Below are 17352 nucleotides of genomic sequence, written 5' to 3'. Positions count from 1 at the left end.
AGGCACCTCACACTCGCGGCGCCCCGGGAACAGACACACGCACAGGTGCCTGGGGTGCGATCAGCGGGTATCGCCCAAGACCTCACCTTCACGCCGCGGATCGGCGCCGCCGATCCAATGATTCTCACCGTCGCGGCTCAGAACACTGAGCCCGCTCGTCTGCGGCGCCACCGATACCTGGTGACCCCGCTCGCGCAAGGCGGTGACGAGTGGATCGTGGGCACCGTCGTCACGTGTATCGATCGCGGGATGCTCCCCGCCCACGCCGGTGAGCGGGGTGTTCGCGGCACCGAACGATACGGCGGAGACCGCCTGCTGCGGATCCAGGCCCCAATCCAGCATGCCCACCAGGGTTTTCACCACGAACTGGATGATCACCGAACCACCCGGTGAGCCGACCACATGGGTCAGGGTGCCGGGCTCGGTGCCGGGACCGGGTTCGAAGACCAGGGTCGGGCTCATGGAGCTGCGCGGGCGTTTACCCGGTTCGACCCGATTCGCCACGGGAACGCCGGCGGTATCGACCGGGTCGGCCGAGAAATCGGTGAGCTGGTTGTTCAGCAGGAACCCGTCGACCATGTGGAACGAGCCGAACGCCGATTCCACGGTGGTGGTCATCGCCGCGGCATTACCGTAGGAGTCGACCACCGAGATATGGCTGGTGCCGTGCTCGGGGGTCTGGGGTCCGGCTCCCAGTGTGGTGGCGCCGAAGTCGCCGGGCCGGGCGCTGCCCATGCTCCGGTCCGGATCGATCAGCCCGGCCCGCTCTCGCAGATACTCCGGGTCGACCAGGGTCTGCGGGGAATCGCCGGGCGGTGGAACATAATCTGGATCGGCGATGTATTTGTCGCGGTCGGCGTACGCGAGCCGCTCGGCTTCCGCGATCAGATGGACGGCCTCGGCACGCGGGACTCCGCCGTTGTGGTCGACCCGTTCGGGCGGCAGGCCCGGGAGATCGAAATTTTCCAGGATACCGAGGGTGGCCGCGACGGTGGTGCCGCCGGAGGAGGGACCCGGCATACCGCAGATCTCGTGTTCCCGGTAACCGGTGCACAGCGGTGTTCGCTTCACCGCCCGATAGCCGGCCAGATCCGCGGCCGTCAGCGCACCGGGCGTGCGTCCGCCGGTGCGCGCCGCGGTGGCGGCGACGATGTCCTGTGCGATGGGCCCGGTGTAGAAGGCGTCCGCGCCGTCGGTGGCCAGGGTGCTCAGGGTTTTCGACAGCGCCGGGTTGGTGAGGACCGTACCGGCGGGTTTGGGCGAACCGTCCGGCTCGAGGAAGTATTCGGCAGCCGCCGGATCACGGGCCAGTTCGGGTGCGGATTCGGCGATCTGCCCGGCCAGCCGCGGGCTGATCTCGAACCCCTGATCGGCCAGTGCGACGGCGGGGCCGAACAGTTCGCGCCAGGCAGTCTGCCCGTGCTCGGCATGCACCATCCCGAGCATGCGCACGACTCCCGGGACCCCGATGGAGCGCCCACTGGCGCGGGCATCCGGTCGCGGTTCGGTGCGGTCGGTATCGCTGATCCAGCGCAGATAGTTCTCCGTCGCCGCCTCCGGTGCGGTCTCCCGCCCGTCGTAGGCCTCGACGGTGGCGTTCTCCGCGTTGTAGTACAGCAGGAAGGCGCCGCCGCCGAGCCCGGAAGCCTGTGGTTCGGTGATCCCGAGCACGGTTTGTGCGGTGATCAGCGCATCCGCCGCGGTACCGCCGGCGCGCAGGACCTCGCAGGCGGCACGGGTGGCATGGGAGTTGGCGGTGGAAACGGCATAACCGGTGGTACGCACGGCAGTCATATCGGACCGGTAGCCCGAAGCGATCTCGGGGTTTGTCGCGAGATCGCGGGTCGCCGGTGCCGCCGAACCGGTGCCGGGGGCGGCGGTGACGGCGGTGCCGTTGGGCACCGGCGTGCACGGGCCCGCGGTATCGGTCTCACTGGAACATCCACTGAGGGACGCGGCCACGAGTAGGCCCGTAATGGTCAGTGCGTACCGAATCCGTTGTACCGGGCGCATATTCCGCACTGTAGCCGCCCGGTACGACAGTTGGCGGCCGAACCACCGAGCGGATCGCGCCACCGCGCACCGATTCTCCGAGCGCCGTGATGTGTCGTCGCGGCGGGCGCGCTGCCGAACCTCCGAACTCCCGCCCGCCGGTTCGGCGGGCACACGGTGGCGATCCCCGGTCGGGCAGCCTCCGGCGATCCGACCGGGCGGAAGTCTGTCCGAGGTCGCTACTAACCTTGGACCCGTGGCAGATCCCGCGACGTACCGGCCGCAGCCGGGCAGTATTCCGCTCGAACCCGGTGTCTACAAATTCCGTGACTCCTACGGGCAGGTCGTCTACGTCGGCAAGGCGAAAAGTCTGCGTAATCGGCTCAACTCGTATTTCGCCGATGTGGCCGCATTACATCCGCGGACGCGGCAGATGGTCACCACCGCCGCGAGCGTGGAATGGACCGTGGTTTCCACCGAGGTCGAAGCGCTGCAGCTGGAATACAACTGGATCAAGGAATTCGATCCGCGATTCAACGTCCGCTACCGCGACGACAAATCCTATCCGGTGCTGGCCGTCACCCTGAACGAGGAATATCCGCGGCTATTCGTTTATCGGGGCGCACGGAAGAAAGGGGTCCGTTATTTCGGGCCCTATGCCCATGCGTGGGCGATCCGGGAAACCCTCGATCTGTTGCTGCGGGTTTTTCCGGCCCGTACCTGCTCGGCGGGGGTGTTCAAACGGCACGGGCAGATCGGCCGGCCCTGTTTGCTCGGTTATATCGACAAATGTTCGGCGCCGTGTGTGGGCCGGGTTTCGGCAGACGAGCACCGGCGTATCGTCGACGATTTCTGCGATTTCCTGGCCGGGCGTACCGATCGGATGGTCAAGGAATTGGAGCGCCGGATGCATACCGCGTCCGAGGACCTCGATTTCGAAACCGCGGCCCGGCTCCGCGACGATGTGCAGGCCCTGCGCCGGGCGCTGGAAAAGCAGGCCGTGGTGCTGGGCGACGGTACCGATGCCGATGTGATTGCTTTTGCCGGCGACGATCTGGAAGTCGCGGTGCAGGTATTCCATGTGCGCGCCGGCCGGGTGCGCGGCCAGCGCGGCTGGGTGGTGGACAAATCCGGCGATGCGGCAGACACCCCGGAACAGGGCGGAGAGCTGGCCGCACTGGTGGAACAGTTCCTCACCCAGTTCTACGGTGAGCAGGCCGCCGTCGCCGCGCAGACCGCCGGGGACCAGCCCGCGGCGGTCGTACCGCGGGAGGTCCTGGTACCGGAGGTACCCGCCGATGTCGACGAGGTCCAGCGCTGGTTGTCGCAATTGCGGGGCGGCGCCGTGCGGGTGCGGGTACCGCAGCGTGGCGACAAGAAGGCCCTCGCCGAGACCGTCGCCCGCAATGCCACCGAGGCGCTCGCGCAGCACAAACTCCGCCGGGCCGGCGATCTGACCTCGCGTTCGGTGGCGCTGCAGGATATCCAGGACGCCCTCGACCTCGATACCGCGCCGCTGCGGATCGAATGCGTCGATATCAGTCATGTCCAGGGCACCGATGTGGTGGCCTCGCTGGTGGTGTTCGAGGACGGACTGCCCAAGAAATCCGATTACCGGCACTATGCGATCCGGGAGGCGGCCGGCGGGGGCCGGTCCGATGACGTCGCCAGTATCGCCGAGGTCACCCGGCGCCGGTTCCTGCGGTTGCGCCGGGAACGTGATGCCACCGAACAGGCCGATCTCGCCGGTACGGCCGAGGTACCGGAGTTCGGGACCACACCCGGGGCCGAAGACCTCGCCGAGGAGGAGATCACCACCCGGCCCGGAATCGATCCGAAGACCGGCCGCCCCCGCAAGTTCGCCTATCCGCCGAATCTGTACGTCGTCGACGGTGGCGCACCGCAGGTCGCGGCCGCGGCCGAGGTGCTCGACGAGCTCGGGATCACCGATGTCGCGGTGGTGGGGCTGGCGAAACGGCTGGAAGAGGTCTGGGTACCGGGCGAACCGGACCCGGTGATCCTGCCGCGCACCAGTGAGGCGCTCTACCTGCTGCAACGCGTGCGTGACGAAGCCCACCGCTTCGCCATCGCCTTCCATCGCAGTAAACGATCCCGGCGGATGACAGCCTCCGCGCTGGATTCGGTGCGCGGGCTCGGCGCGGCCCGCCGGACCGCGCTGGTCACGCATTTCGGGTCGGTGGCGCGGTTGAAGGAGGCGACCGTGGAGGAGATCATCGAGGTGCCCGGTATCGGCCGGGCCACCGCGGAGGCGGTGCTGGCCGCCCTGCACGGCCGATAGCCTCCGGCGCGGCGCACGGCGCAACAGCGCGGTGACCGGCGCGGGTCACGTACGTTTGTTCCTGCGCCCCCGCGGCCGTGTTTCTGCGCTCCGGGACAGGGACCGGGCGTACGCGCTACAGCAGGGTGACCGAAACGCATTCCCGAACAAGATCCGGGTGGTACATGACTCGCGTCGAATCGAACAGCAGTACGAAAGTGGTGCCGGGTGGGGCGCCGGGTGCGGGGACCCCGGTCGAGGTCGTGATGGTGACCGGGCTGTCCGGTGCCGGGCGGGGGACCGCCGCGCGAGTTCTGGAGGATCTCGGCTGGTACGTCACCGATAATCTGCCGCCGGAACTGATCGGGCGGATGGTGGAACTCGGCGCGTCCGCGGATCCGCCCATCCGGCGGCTGGCGATCGTGATGGATGTGCGCAGCCGCTTCTTCACCGGCGATCTCCCGGCGGTCACCGAACAGCTGCGCGCCCGCGGCGTGCCCACCCGGATCCTGTTCCTGGAAGCCTCCGACGATGTGCTGATCCGCCGGTTCGGGTTCGCCCGGCGCCGGCACCCGCTGCAGAACGACAGTGCCGATGGCACCCTGTCGGCCGGGATCGCCGCCGAACGGGTCCGGCTCGCCGGGGTGAAGGCCGCCGCCGATGTGGTCATCGACACCACGGAGCTGTCGATCCACCAGTTGCACCGGAAACTGGAGGAGGTCTACGGCGGCGGCACGCCCGCCGCACTGCAGCTGACCGTGCAATCGTTCGGATTCAAGTACGGTGTCCCGCTGGACGCGGACATGGTGCTGGATGTGCGTTTCCTGCCCAACCCGCACTGGGTACCAGAACTTCGGCAGCACACAGGTCAGGAATCGGTGGTCAGTGACTATGTGCTGTCGCGTCCGGGTGCCGAGGACTATCTGCGGACCTGCGAGCATCTGATCGAGCTGACCACCCAGGGTTACCGCCAAGAGGGGAAGCGATACATGACCGTCGCAGTGGGCTGTACCGGCGGCAGACATCGCAGTGTCGCGATCGCCGAGGCCCTCGGTCAGCTGGCGGGCCGCAGCATCGACAACGATGCGGACGGCCCGGTCGATACGGTGCGGGTACTGCACCGGGATCTGGGGCGCGAATGAGCGGCCTCGATTCCGGTCCCGAGACTCGCCGCGGTCCCGAAGTCGTCGCACTCGGCGGCGGACACGGGCTCTACGCCACCCTGTCGGCGGTGCGCCGGCTGACCCGGCGGATCAGCGCGGTCGTGACCGTCGCCGACGACGGCGGCTCTTCCGGCCGGCTGCGTCGCGAATTGGGGGTCCCGCCGCCCGGTGATCTGCGGATGGCCCTGGCCGCGCTGGCGGCCGACGCCGACGGTGTCCTCACCCGGACCGTGCAGCACCGGTTCGGCGGTACCGGCGCGCTGGCGGGACATTCGGTCGGCAATCTGCTGCTGGCCGGACTCACCGAGGTGCTGGGTGATCCGGTGGCCGCTCTCGACAAGGTCGGTGAGCTGCTCGGCGTCAGCGGCCGGGTACTGCCGATGTCGACCCTCCCGCTCGATATCGAGGCCGATGTCTCGGGTTTGGAAACCGACCCGCGGGTCAGCCGCTGTATTCGCGGTCAGGTGGCCGTGGCCACGACCCCCGGCAAGGTGCGCCGGGTGCGGTTGCTGCCCGCCGACCCGCCTGCCTGCGCCGAGGCCACCGCCGCCATCGAACGAGCGGATGCGGTGGTCCTCGGGCCCGGATCGTGGTTCACCAGTGTCATCCCGCATCTGCTGGTGCCCGGCCTACGCGATGCACTGGTGTATACGCGGGCGCGTAAGGTGCTGATTCTGAACCTGGTCGCACAACCCGGTGAGACGGCGGGTTTCTCCGCCGAACGTCATCTGCATGTATTGTCCCAGCACGCACCGGATTTCGCGGTCGACGAGGTTCTGGTCGATTCCGGGTGCGTACCGGAGGGACGCGAGCGCGAACATGTGGCCAGAGCGGCCGGGCAACTGCGGGCACGAGTAGTCTTTTCCGATGTCGCCGACGCGGGAACGGCCCGGCACGATGCCGGAAAGCTCGCCGCCGCACTGGATCAACTGATCCACGAGCCCCGTCCGGCGTTGCCGGGGCTTCGAGTCGAGGGACGGCACATGGGTCAGGATGTGCGGTCCGGGTTGGGTGGAAAGGAGCACGTCTCGTGGCGATGACAGCCGAAGTGAAAGACGAGCTGAGCCGGCTCGCCGTAACACAGGTGAGTGCGCGTAAAGCCGAACTGTCCGCCCTGCTGCGTTTCGCCGGCGGTCTGCATATCGTCGGCGGGCGGGTGATCGTCGAAGCCGAAGTCGATATGGGGTCCATCGCGCGGCGGCTGCGGCGGGAGATCTTCGAACTCTACGGATACGGGTCGGATGTGCATGTGCTCAGTGCCGGTGGCCTGCGCAAATCCTCCCGGTACGTGGTCCGGGTGGCGAAGGAGGGCGAAGCCCTCGCGCGCCAGACCGGACTGCTGGATGTGCGCGGCCGGCCCGTGCGCGGACTACCCGCCCAGGTCGTCGGCGGCAGTGTCGCCGATGCCGAGGCCGCATGGCGCGGCGCCTTCCTGGCCCACGGCTCGCTCACCGAACCCGGCCGCTCCTCGGCGCTCGAGGTGAGCTGCCCCGGTCCGGAGGCGGCGTTGGCGCTGGTGGGCGCCGCGCGGCGGCTCGGTATCTCGGCGAAGGCGCGGGAAGTACGCGGTACCGACCGGGTCGTGGTCCGCGACGGCGAGGCGATCGGTGCGCTGCTCACCCGGATGGGCGCGCAGGACACCCGGCTCACCTGGGAGGAACGGCGGATGCGGCGCGAGGTCCGCGCCACCGCCAACCGGCTCGCCAATTTCGACGACGCCAACCTGCGTCGATCGGCCCGCGCCGCGGTCGCGGCGGCGGCCAGGGTCGAACGCGCGCTGGAGCTGCTCGGCGACGACGTTCCGGACCATCTGGCGGCGGCGGGGAAGCTGCGCGTCGAACACCGGCAGGCCTCACTCGAAGAGCTCGGCCAGCTCGCCGACCCCCCGATGACCAAGGACGCGGTGGCCGGGCGGATCCGGCGGCTGCTGTCCATGGCCGACCGGCGCGCCAAGGAACTCGGCGTGCCGGATACCGAATCGGCGGTCACGGCCGAACTGCTCGACGACGCCTGAGCCGTCATACGCCCCGGACAGGTTGGCCGGGACGCCGTGCCGCGGTCAGGCCTGGCTCACACGACACGGCGCGGAGACGTTCCAGCACGATGCGCCCGCCGCGATCGGCTCATCTGCCGTGGAGTCGACACGGTGCGCGCAGGCCGTGAGAGCGGTGGCTCGTCGCGGGCGATCTCGACGGTGATCGGCGAGGTCGCCTTCGGTCTGTAGGCGCCGGCAGGGAAGGCAGAGGTAGACACCGCTTTGCCGAGCTGCGGATCGACCGATCCGCGGCCGCACGGCATCGGCGTCCGAGTGCACGGGCTGCATCCGGGCGCGATGGTCTCGAGGAAAGCCCCGGCGGACATCGGCGTCCGCTCAGAGGCATTACGGGCCGGACCGAGGGGCGACGGTGTTCTCCGTTGTCGATCGAACAGGCCCTGATTTCGCTCCGGCGACGGATCTGCTCCCTCGCCGGGCCGGCGGCGGCCCGGCGAGAGAACTGCTACGGCTGCCGCAACATGCACCAGGTCAGGGGGCCGCCGCCGGGGATATCCACTTCTGCGGTCACGTGGAAACCGAGGTGTTCGTAGAACCGCACGTTCTCCGCGGTCGACGTCTCCAGGAACGCCCCGACCCCCTCGCGTCCGGCAGCGGCCAGGCCGGGCTCGATCACGGCGCGGCCCAGTCCGCCGCCTCGGCGGGCGGGGTCGACGCCGACGGTGCCGAGGAACCAGACGGGCTCGACCGGGCGGTGTGGCTGCATTGCCGCCTCCGCCGCTGCATGCGCCTCGGCGCGGTCACCGGCCAGTTCGGTGAAGCGGGGCGCCAGTTCGGTGAAGACCGCGCCGGCATCGGTGGCGGGGGTGGTCCAGACCGCGACCGCGTCACCGTCGTCGGCGACCCACACCTTGCCGTGCGGTAATCCGATGCGGGTGAGGAAGAGTTCCTGGAACTCGGCCAGCCGGCGTTCGTGCTCGTCCGCGGCGATGGTGTGCCGGGTCCAGGGGTAGTCGGCGAAGGCGCGGGTGAGGCTTCGGGTGGCGCGGGGGATATCGGCGGGAGTGGCCGGACGGACGTTCGGGCCGGAATCGGGGAGAGGTGTACTGGGCATCCCGACCATCCTGCGATGCGGCGCCCGGAGTTGCCAGGGTTTTTCGGGAGCCGGCCGTGGCCGCGCCCGGTGGGATCGCGGATTCGGGGCGGAGCTGCGGTTGCCCGCCGGATCGGGCCGGCGCGGTCCGACACGCGGAGGTAGCGCCGCCGGATGAGGTCCGAGCTTGCCCGGATAGCCGGTGCTCGCGAACACCAGGGGTGTGTCGGAGAGAAGTCCCGAAGGCATTAGTGTGGGTGGCGTCGGAATCATCCGCTTGACAGCTGAGGAGCGAGAAACGTGACTGTCCGGGTAGGTATCAACGGCTTCGGCCGTATCGGACGTAACTTCTTCCGGGCGGTGGAGGCGCAGAAAGCGCTCGGCACCACCGATATCGAGATCGTGGCGGTCAACGACCTCACCGACAACGCGACTCTGGCCACCCTGCTGAAATACGATTCGATCCTCGGCCGGCTGCCGAAGGATGTCTCGCTGGAAGGCGAGGACACCATCGTGGTCGGTGACCAGCGCATCAAGGCGCTGGCCATCAAGGAGGGCCCGGCGGCGCTGCCGTGGGGCGATCTGGGCGTGGACGTCGTCGTCGAATCCACCGGTATCTTCACCGACGCCACCAAGGCCAAGGGGCACCTGGCCGCCGGTGCCAAGAAGGTCATCATCTCCGCGCCCGCCAAGGGCGAGGACATCACCATCGTGATGGGCGTCAACGACGACAAGTACGACGGCAGCCAGAACATCATCTCCAACGCGTCTTGCACCACCAACTGCCTGGGCCCGCTGGCGAAGGTGCTGAACGACGAGTTCGGCATCGTCAAGGGTCTGATGACCACCATCCACGCCTACACGCAGGACCAGAACCTGCAGGACGGCCCGCACAAGGATCTGCGTCGCGCCCGCGCCGCCGCGGTGAACATCGTGCCGACCAGCACCGGTGCGGCCAAGGCCATCGGCCTGGTGCTGCCCGAGCTCAACGGCAAGCTCGACGGCTACTCGCTCCGGGTCCCGATCCCCACCGGCTCGATCACCGACCTGACCGCCGATCTGGAGAAGAAGGCCACGGTCGACGAGATCAACGCGGCGTTCAAGGCCGCCGCGGAAGGTCCGCTGAAGGGCATCCTGAAGTACAACGTGGACCCGATCGTCTCCAGCGATATCGTCACCGATCCACATTCCTCGATCTACGACGCGCCGCTGACCAAGGTCATCGACGACCAGGTGAAGGTCTACTCCTGGTACGACAACGAGTGGGGCTACTCCAACCGCCTCGCCGACCTCATCGGCCTCGTCGGCAAGTCCCTCTAGGACCGGCGTGAGCATCAAAACTCTGGACGATCTCCTCGCCGAGGGCGTCGAGGGCCGCGGCGTACTGGTGCGTTCCGACCTCAACGTCCCCCTCGACAACGGCGAGATCACCGATCCGGGCCGGATCATCGCCTCGGTGCCGACCATCCGCGCACTGGTGGAAGCCGGTGCGAAGGTGGTCGTCACCGCGCATCTCGGCCGCCCGAAGGGGGCCTCGGATCCGGCGCTGTCGCTGGCCCCGGTGGCGACCCGCCTGGCCGCCGAATTGGGTCGCAATGTGCAGCTCGCCGGCGATGTGGTGGGACAGGACGCGCTTGCGCGCTCCGAGGGCCTCACCGACGGCGATGTGCTGCTGCTGGAGAACATCCGGTTCGATCCGCGCGAGACCGGCAAGGACGACGCCGACCGCGCGAAGCTGGCCGCCGCGCTGGTGGAACTGGTCGGCGACGACGGCGCTTTCGTCTCCGACGGTTTCGGTGTGGTGCACCGGAAGCAGGCATCGGTGTACGACGTGGCGAAACTGCTGCCGCACTACGCGGGCACGCTGGTCGCCGCGGAGGCGGATGTGCTGGCCAAGCTCACCGAATCCACCGACCGCCCTTACGCGGTGGTCCTCGGCGGATCGAAGGTCTCGGACAAACTGGCCGTGATCGAGGCGTTGGCCCCCAAGGTCGACACCCTGGTCATCGGCGGCGGGATGTGCTTCACCTTCCTGGCTGCGGAGGGCCTGTCCGTCGGTTCCTCGCTGCTGCAGGAGGAGATGATCGACACCTGTAAGCAGCTGCTGGACCGCTACGCCGATGTCATCCATCTGCCCCGCGATATCGTCGTCGCCGATTCCTTCGCCGCGGACGCGGAATCGAAGGTCGTACCGTGCCACGAGATCCCGGACGGCTGGATGGGCCTGGATATCGGCCCGGAATCGGTGCAGCGTTTCGCCGCACTGCTCACCGAGGCACGCACGGTGTTCTGGAACGGCCCGATGGGTGTGTTCGAGTTCGACAAGTTCGCGGCCGGTACCCGCGGTGTGGCCGAGGCCATCGCCAAGGCCACCGGTAAGGGCGCGTTCACCGTTGTCGGTGGCGGTGATTCCGCGGCGGCCGTGCGGGCGCTCGGTATCCCGGAGAGCGATTTCTCGCATATCTCCACCGGTGGCGGTGCCTCGCTGGAGTACCTGGAAGGTAAGACGCTGCCCGGCATCAGCGTGCTCGACGATGCGGAGGACGCGTAATGGCTCGGAAACCGCTGATCGCGGGCAACTGGAAGATGAACCTCAATCACCTCGAGGCCATCGCCCTGGTGCAGAAGATCGCGTTCGCGCTGCCGGACAAGTACTTCGACAAGGTCGATGTCACGGTGATTCCGCCGTTCGTGGATATCCGCAGCGTGCAGACGCTGATCGAAGGCGACAAGCTGCGGGTCACCTACGGTGCGCAGGATGTTTCGGTACACGAATCCGGTGCCTACACCGGTGAGGTCAGCGCGGCCATGCTGGCCAAGCTGGGGTGCCGGTTCGCGGTGGTCGGGCATTCCGAGCGCCGCCAGTACCACAACGAGGACGACGCCACGGTGCTCGCCAAGGCGAAGCAGGCGTTGAAGCACGGGGTCACCCCGATTGTCTGCATCGGCGAGGGGCTGAACGTCCGCGAGGCGGGCACCCACGTCGAGTACAACCTCGAGCAACTGCGGGGTTCGCTGAAGGGCCTGAAGTCCGAGGAGATCGCGAAGGTCGTCATCGCCTACGAACCGGTGTGGGCGATCGGCACCGGTAAGGTTGCCACCCCGGCCGATGCGCAGGAGGTGTGCGGCGCCATCCGTGGCGAGCTCGCCCAACTGGCCGGAGCCGAGGTCGCCGAGACCGTGCGGGTGCTCTACGGCGGTTCGGTGAACGCCAAGAATGTCGGTGAGCTGAGCAAGCAAACCGATATCGACGGTGCACTGGTGGGCGGAGCGTCGCTCAAGGGCGACGAGTTCGCCACGCTGTCCGCGATCGCTGCGGGCGGTCCGCTGCCCTGAGCAGGTGAAGTATTCGAGGCCCGCCGGGTACCGTCCCGGCGGGCCTCGCTGTTTCGGGTGGTCCGGGCGCCCAGAAGACGAACACGGCCGCGGCAACGAGGCTGATGACCGCGAGGACGAATACCGTCTGGTGCAAGCCGTCGAGGAAGGCGCCCCGGGCGAGGTCGAGCAGTGGTTTCGCTTGCGGGCCGGCCTGCTCGGCGAGCTGGGTGGTGGCGGCGAGGGAGTGCGCGACGGGTTCGCGAGCCGGTGCGGGCAGCTGGGGCAGGCCAGGGGCGATACCGGCGCGGTAGCCGGTGGCCAGGACGGTGCCGGCCACGGCGATACCGATGGCCGCGCCGATCTCGCGGGCGGCGTCGTTGACCGCCGCGGCGACGCTGTGCATATCGATATCGGCGTCGGTCATGATCGCGGTGGTGGCCGGCGCCGCGGCCAGGCCGATTCCGATGCCCACGATGGACAACGGGATCAGTACACCGGGATAACCGGCTTCGGCTGTCAGGCGGGTCAGGAGCAGCAGCCCGGTGGCGAGAACGATCAGGCCGGCGATCGTGGGCAGCCGAAGCCCGTAGCGGGCGGTGAGCCGGGACGACAACAACGACAGTCCGACAACGGCGACCCCCATGGGCAGGACGGCGACGGCGGCATGCAGGGGGCTGTATCCCAGGATCAGCTGCAGATACTGGACGACGATCATGAACAGCCCGAAGGTGACGAGGAACTGGACGGCCAGCGATGCGGCACCGCAGCCGAAGCCGCGCCGTGCGAACAACCGCAGGTCCAGCATGGGATACCGGACACGGAGTTCGGCCAGGATGAAGAGTTCGGTGGCGAGCGCGGCGCCCGCCAGACCGGCCAGAATGTAGGGATCACTCCATCCGCGGTCGGCAACCGAGATCAACGACCAGACCAGTAGCGCAATCGCGGTCACCCCGGTGAACGCGCCGAGTGGATCCAGTCCGGTCGGCGCGGTACTGCGGGATTCGGTGAGGGTGAATCCCGCGGCGGCGAGCACTGCCGCGGCGGCGGCCATGCCGATGAAGATGGACTGCCACGACCACCACTGCAACAGCAGCCCGGAGCCGATCAGACCGAGCAGGCCGCCGGAGCCGGCGGCCCCGGCCCAGACCCCGACGGCCCGTGCCGAGGCCCCCGGCGGAAATGCGGTGGTGATCATGGACAGGGTGGACGGCATAACCAGTGCGGCACCGATACCGGCGAGCACGCGGGCGCCGATGATCCAGTCGACCGACGAGGTGACCGTGGGAATCATCGAGGCGGCCGCGAAGACGAGCAGCCCGCTGACCAGCAGCCGGCGCCGGCCGTAGCGGTCGCCCAGGGCGCCGGCGGGCAGGACCAGGCAGGCCAGGGCGAGGGTGTAACCGTCGACGATCCAGGTCGCCTGGGTGTGGTCCGCGCCCGTGGCGATCGAGATCTGCGCCAACGAGGTGTACAGGGCGGCCATCGACGCGATCACCAAGGTGACGGCGAGGCAGGACACGACGAGAGTCCGGCGTTGCGTCCACGACCAGCCGCCGACGGGGCGATCCAGCAATTCGGTGGTCGACATCCGATCTCCGTTCGCAATCCGAGGCGCCGGCGGCTTCGGGTACCGGGTGGTAGCCGAAGCCGGCCGTGCGCCGCGCCGAGTACCGGCGGCCCGGCACGGCGAACATCGGTCGCCGGCGCCGCACCTTGCCTCCACAGTTGTCCCCGGGTGACGCCGGAACAAGATCTGCGACTGAAGTCGATACACATCGGGTCGTCGTTCCGCCCATTGTTGTCTCAGCACATGCTCCTGAACTGGGCGATATCCGGACCTTCGACGCCGTCGATGTCTCATACTGAAGCGATGGCGCGAGACTGGCTACTCGGCGCGGATCGCCACGACACCGCGGCCGACCACATCTACGCCGCGGTCGCGGATCTGATCACGCGGCGCGGTTTCGACGGTCTCGATGTCGATACGGTGGCGCGGCACGCGCACTGCTCGCGCGCCACCGTCTACCGCCATACCGGTGGTGTGACCCATCTGCGTGAGACCGTCCTCGCTCGCGCGGCGAACCGTATCGCCGGAGAAGTGGAGCTCGCGCTCGGTGACCTCACCGGCCCCGAACGCGTGTACGCAGCGCTCACCGTAACGCTGCGTGAGGTGCGTTCCGATCCGATCGTTGTCGCGTTTCTCGCCTCGCAGCACGGGCCCCGGTCGGTGGTGACCTTCGCCGAATCGCCGGCCCTGCTCGGCATCGTTTCCGAAATGCTGGGCACGCGCCCGGACGACCCTCTGACCGGCGTCTGGTTCATCCGGTCGGTGTTGTCGTTGCTGCTGTGGCCGGCCGACGCCGAATCGGAATCGCAGCTGCTGCAACGCTTTCTCATCCCGGCCCTCTACCAGTGGGAAGATCCGGGCACGACCGGATACCGGGCCGCGCCGCGCGCCCGGTGAGTTCGCCCGGGTGTTCCGGGATGCTGCGACGGGCCCATCGACGGGCGGTTCCGCCCGCTTACCGCAGACCAGGGTGCGGGTCCGGAATACTGCGGTGCTGGACGCGAACAGCCCGCAATTCCGAGCGAAAGGACCAGTGCGTGCGATATATCGTCGAAACCGTGGGTGCCTTCGCCGTCGGCGCCGCGATCACCCTGACCGTTCCGCTCGGCGCGCACGCGGCGCCGGGGGAATTCGTCTACCGTTCACAGATCGGCGGCCCGGCCGTGCTCGACGATCTCGACCCCGACCGCTGCTACAACACACCGGGCGCGGCCGGAGTTCTCGCCAATGACACCGATATGTACGTGGCCGCGTTTCCCGGACCCAACTGCGAGGGTGTGCCGATGGATGCCGAAACGCGGGCCTTCGAGAGCGTGGTGTTCAGCCCGTAGCCCCGCGACCGGATCGCGGCCGCCGCTACGGGTCGCGAACCCGGTCTTGTGCGAGCCGTTCCGGCAGTCGGCCTACCCGGCGCGCAGCGTCAGACCGTGGCCGTTGGAGTTGCGCAGGGTGAGGGTGTCGGCGTCGACGGTGGCCTGTGCCGTGCCGTCCAGGGCGGCGAGTACCGCGCGTTCCACCTCCATGACCTCGGGGGTGCACATCATCCGGGTGGTGGCCGCGGTGAACGCGATATCGGCGCCGGCCGGGGTTTCGGTTATCTCGGCGCGACCCGTCAGCCGGTTGCAGCCGGCGAACCCGGTGAGCCCGCCGTCCTCGGCGATGGTGAGGTGGGGCCGCACTTCGTCGATCGTGCGCGACGATACCCGGGCCTCCGGGGTGAGCAGCGTGGTGACGACCCATTCGGTACCGCGGATCGGCCGGTCCGGTTGCACCACCTTCTTGTCCGTGAGGACCACCGTCGACTTCTTGCCGACCAGCGTCAGCCGGTCGCGGTCGAGCTCCCACGTCGGCTCCCCGCGCAGCAGTTCGCCCACCCAGGTATCGGATCCGGCGCGTTCACCGGGACAGGCGGCGAGGGTGCTCGCGAGTTCGGAAACGTGCAGCACGTGATCGTGGAGATCCACGGCGCCGCTGTGTTTGTTGCAGCCGGCGTCGGCGGTGATCCGGCCGTCGGCGAACACCAGGGTGAGGGGTCCACCGCCCGGGATCGCTGTGCCGGTGACCTCGGTGGAGATATAGGTGTGGCCCATCGGCGTCGCATCGGGGGCCGCGGGCTCCGGCTCCTCATCGTCCGAGCAGGCCGTGGCGGCCAGCAGGATCAGCGCGAGGGCCGCACCGAATCGGAGCAGTCGTCCGGGCATGCCGCCGATGCTACCCGGCGCGCGCCGGGCACCCGGGCGGCGACATCCGGCAGCGGCCGCCGCTCGAACCGCGTTGGTACCTCGCCTCACCGCGTGAGCGGGCGGAATACCGGTCAGAGCACGCGGCTATGCTGTCCCGAGTGACTACAGCCGCGCCGAAACCAGTTTCCACATGGGCGCCGCTGCGGTCCCCGGTCTACCGGGCGCTCTGGATCGCCCAGCTGGTCTCCAATCTCGGCACCTGGATGCAGATGGTGGGCGCCCAGTGGGTACTGGTCGACGAGCCCAACGCGGCGGCCCTGGTGTCGTTCGTCCAGACCGCGACGACGCTGCCGGTGATGATCCTGTCGATACCGTCCGGGGTGCTCGCGGATCTGCTGGACCGCCGGCGCCTGCTGCTCGGCGCGCAGTCCACCATGGCGGTGCTGGCGGCGGTCCTGGCGATCGCCACCGCCACCGGCCACACCACGCCCTCGGTGTTGCTCATCCTGTTGTTCCTGCTCGGCTGTGGTCAGGCGGTGGTCGCTCCCTCGTGGCAGGCGATCCAGCCCGAACTGGTCCCACGCGACCAGATTCCGTCCGCTGCGGCGCTGGGCAGTATGAATATGAACATCGGGCGAGCAGTGGGCCCGGCGGTCGCGGGCGTGCTGGTCGCGCTGTCCGGGCCGGCGCTGGTGTTCACCCTCAACGCATTCTCCTTCTGCGCGATCGTCGGCGCGCTGCTGCTGTGGCGGCGGCCGAAGGTGGCGCGCGAATTCCCCAGCGAACGCCCGCTGGCCGCGCTGCAGGCCGGGACCCGGTTCATCAAATCGGCACCGGCCATCCGGCGGGTGCTGCTGCGCACCGCGCTGTTCGTCGCCCCAGGTAGCGCGTTGTGGGCGCTGCTACCGGTGATCGCACGCGATCAGCTGGGCCTGGGATCCTCCGGTTACGGCGTGATGCTCGGCGCGCTCGGAGTGGGGGCGGTACTCGGCGCGGTCAGCCTGGCGCGCGTACGGGCCCTGCTCACCCCCACCCAGCAGGTCGCCGTCGCCGCGCTGATGTTCGGTGTGGCCTGCGTCGGAACCGCGCTGCTGCGGGTCGAGGCGCTGGTGCTGATCCTGCTGGTATTCGCCGGCGCGGCCTGGCTGCTCACCCTCTCGACCATGAACGCCACCATGCAGCTGCTGCTCCCCGGATGGGTGCGGGCGCGCGGACTGTCGGTGTACATGCTGGTCTTCATGGCCGGTCAGGCGATCGGTTCGGTGGCGTGGGGCCTGGTCGCCGGCGCCTACGGTGCGGTCACCGCCCTGCTGATCGCCGGTGCGCTGCTCGGGTTGGCCGCGCTCAGCACCGTCTGGCTGCCCATGCGCCAATTCGCTGCGGGCTTCGATCTGACGCCGCAGGCGTACTGGCCGGAACCGCAGCTGGTGGTGGAACCGGAACCGGACGACGGCCCGGTGCTGGTGCTGAAGGACTACGACGTGCCGGCGGACCGGGTCCCCGAATTCCTCGACGCCATGAGTTACGTGGGCCGGTCGCGGCAGCGCACCGGTGCGATGGAATGGCGGCTGTACCGCGATGTCGGCGCCGAGGACCGCTACGTCGAGGCCTTCGTGGTGCGCTCCTGGTCGGAGCATATGCAGCAGCACAAGGTGCGGCTGACCGCCCAGGACCTGATGCGCGAACGCGCGGTCGCGGAATTCGCCCACGACGAGACGCTCACCCACCTGGTGTCGGTCGGACCGCGCGCATAGATACACTGTCC

General features: G+C 68.8%; 14 protein-coding genes. 10 read left to right on the top strand and 4 right to left on the bottom strand.

All coding sequences use genetic code 11. The features are described 5' to 3' along the window. Positions 1-60: 60 nt before the first annotated feature. Positions 61-2013 carry a gamma-glutamyltransferase family protein gene (locus tag ACFWPH_RS02590; protein ID WP_378747704.1) on the bottom strand — a complete coding sequence of 651 codons (1953 nt, stop codon included), beginning with the start codon at positions 2011-2013 and terminating at the stop codon, positions 61-63. A gap of 235 nt (positions 2014-2248) precedes the next feature. On the opposite strand from ACFWPH_RS02590, the gene uvrC reads away from it, so the two are divergent. The 4 genes from uvrC (at position 2249) to whiA (ending at position 7447) form a co-directional block, all read left to right on the top strand. Further along, positions 2249-4291, top strand: coding sequence for an excinuclease ABC subunit UvrC (uvrC, locus tag ACFWPH_RS02585; RefSeq protein WP_378747703.1), 2043 nt, complete (start codon positions 2249-2251; stop codon positions 4289-4291). 245 nt (positions 4292-4536) lie between these two features. Beyond that, a complete protein-coding gene (gene rapZ, locus ACFWPH_RS02580) occupies positions 4537-5412 on the top strand; it encodes an RNase adapter RapZ (protein ID WP_378748220.1) in 876 nt (291 codons plus the stop codon). Beyond that, positions 5409-6473: a uridine diphosphate-N-acetylglucosamine-binding protein YvcK gene (gene yvcK / locus ACFWPH_RS02575; RefSeq protein WP_378747702.1), complete on the top strand. Its 1065-nt coding sequence runs from the start codon at positions 5409-5411 to the stop codon at positions 6471-6473. The genes rapZ and yvcK overlap by 4 nt, the downstream gene beginning before the upstream one ends. Continuing rightward, the gene (gene whiA, locus ACFWPH_RS02570; RefSeq protein ID WP_174375588.1) at positions 6470-7447 is read left to right on the top strand and encodes a DNA-binding protein WhiA; all 978 of its coding nucleotides are present in this window, start codon (positions 6470-6472) and stop codon (positions 7445-7447) included. The genes yvcK and whiA overlap by 4 nt, the downstream gene beginning before the upstream one ends. Positions 7448-7931: 484 nt before the next feature. Here the strand turns inward: whiA and ACFWPH_RS02565 are convergent, their stop codons facing one another. Beyond that, entirely contained in the window at positions 7932-8540 is a 609-nt protein-coding gene (locus tag ACFWPH_RS02565) for a GNAT family N-acetyltransferase (RefSeq protein WP_378747700.1), read from the bottom strand. A gap of 279 nt (positions 8541-8819) precedes the next feature. On the opposite strand from ACFWPH_RS02565, the gene gap reads away from it, so the two are divergent. Genes gap through tpiA form a run of 3 tightly spaced genes read left to right on the top strand, consistent with a single transcriptional unit; the run spans position 8820 to position 11855 of the window. Then, entirely contained in the window at positions 8820-9839 is a 1020-nt protein-coding gene (gap, locus tag ACFWPH_RS02560; RefSeq protein WP_378747699.1) for a type I glyceraldehyde-3-phosphate dehydrogenase, read from the top strand. 7 nt (positions 9840-9846) lie between these two features. Beyond that, a complete protein-coding gene (locus tag ACFWPH_RS02555; protein ID WP_378747698.1) occupies positions 9847-11070 on the top strand; it encodes a phosphoglycerate kinase in 1224 nt (407 codons plus the stop codon). Further along, positions 11070-11855, top strand: coding sequence for a triose-phosphate isomerase (gene tpiA, locus ACFWPH_RS02550; RefSeq protein ID WP_378747697.1), 786 nt, complete (start codon positions 11070-11072; stop codon positions 11853-11855). Before ACFWPH_RS02555 ends, tpiA begins: the two co-directional genes overlap by 1 nt. On the opposite strand, the gene ACFWPH_RS02545 is transcribed toward tpiA, so the two are convergent. Continuing rightward, entirely contained in the window at positions 11797-13425 is a 1629-nt protein-coding gene (locus ACFWPH_RS02545) for an MFS transporter (RefSeq protein ID WP_378747696.1), read from the bottom strand. The genes tpiA and ACFWPH_RS02545 overlap by 59 nt on opposite strands. A 282-nt stretch (positions 13426-13707) precedes the next feature. On the opposite strand from ACFWPH_RS02545, the gene ACFWPH_RS02540 reads away from it, so the two are divergent. Both ACFWPH_RS02540 and ACFWPH_RS02535 read left to right on the top strand, forming a co-directional pair. Then, on the top strand, positions 13708-14301 hold the full coding sequence (locus ACFWPH_RS02540) for a TetR/AcrR family transcriptional regulator (RefSeq protein WP_378747695.1): 594 nt from the start codon (positions 13708-13710) through the stop codon (positions 14299-14301). A gap of 140 nt (positions 14302-14441) precedes the next feature. Continuing rightward, on the top strand, positions 14442-14735 hold the full coding sequence (locus ACFWPH_RS02535) for a hypothetical protein (RefSeq protein WP_378747694.1): 294 nt from the start codon (positions 14442-14444) through the stop codon (positions 14733-14735). 72 nt (positions 14736-14807) lie between these two features. On the opposite strand, the gene ACFWPH_RS02530 is transcribed toward ACFWPH_RS02535, so the two are convergent. After that, positions 14808-15605: an META domain-containing protein gene (locus ACFWPH_RS02530; RefSeq protein ID WP_378747692.1), complete on the bottom strand. Its 798-nt coding sequence runs from the start codon at positions 15603-15605 to the stop codon at positions 14808-14810. A gap of 128 nt (positions 15606-15733) precedes the next feature. Between ACFWPH_RS02530 and ACFWPH_RS02525 the strand changes: the two genes are divergently transcribed. Next, complete coding sequence (locus ACFWPH_RS02525; protein WP_378747691.1) at positions 15734-17341, top strand: MFS transporter; 1608 nt, start codon at positions 15734-15736, stop codon at positions 17339-17341. Positions 17342-17352: the final 11 nt, after the last annotated feature.

Source organism: Nocardia sp. NPDC058499, assembly GCF_042719915.1.
GTDB lineage: Bacteria > Actinomycetota > Actinomycetes > Mycobacteriales > Mycobacteriaceae > Nocardia.
The sequence above is the reverse complement of the archived record's forward strand: the minus strand, read 5'-3'. Positions and strand labels throughout refer to the sequence as shown.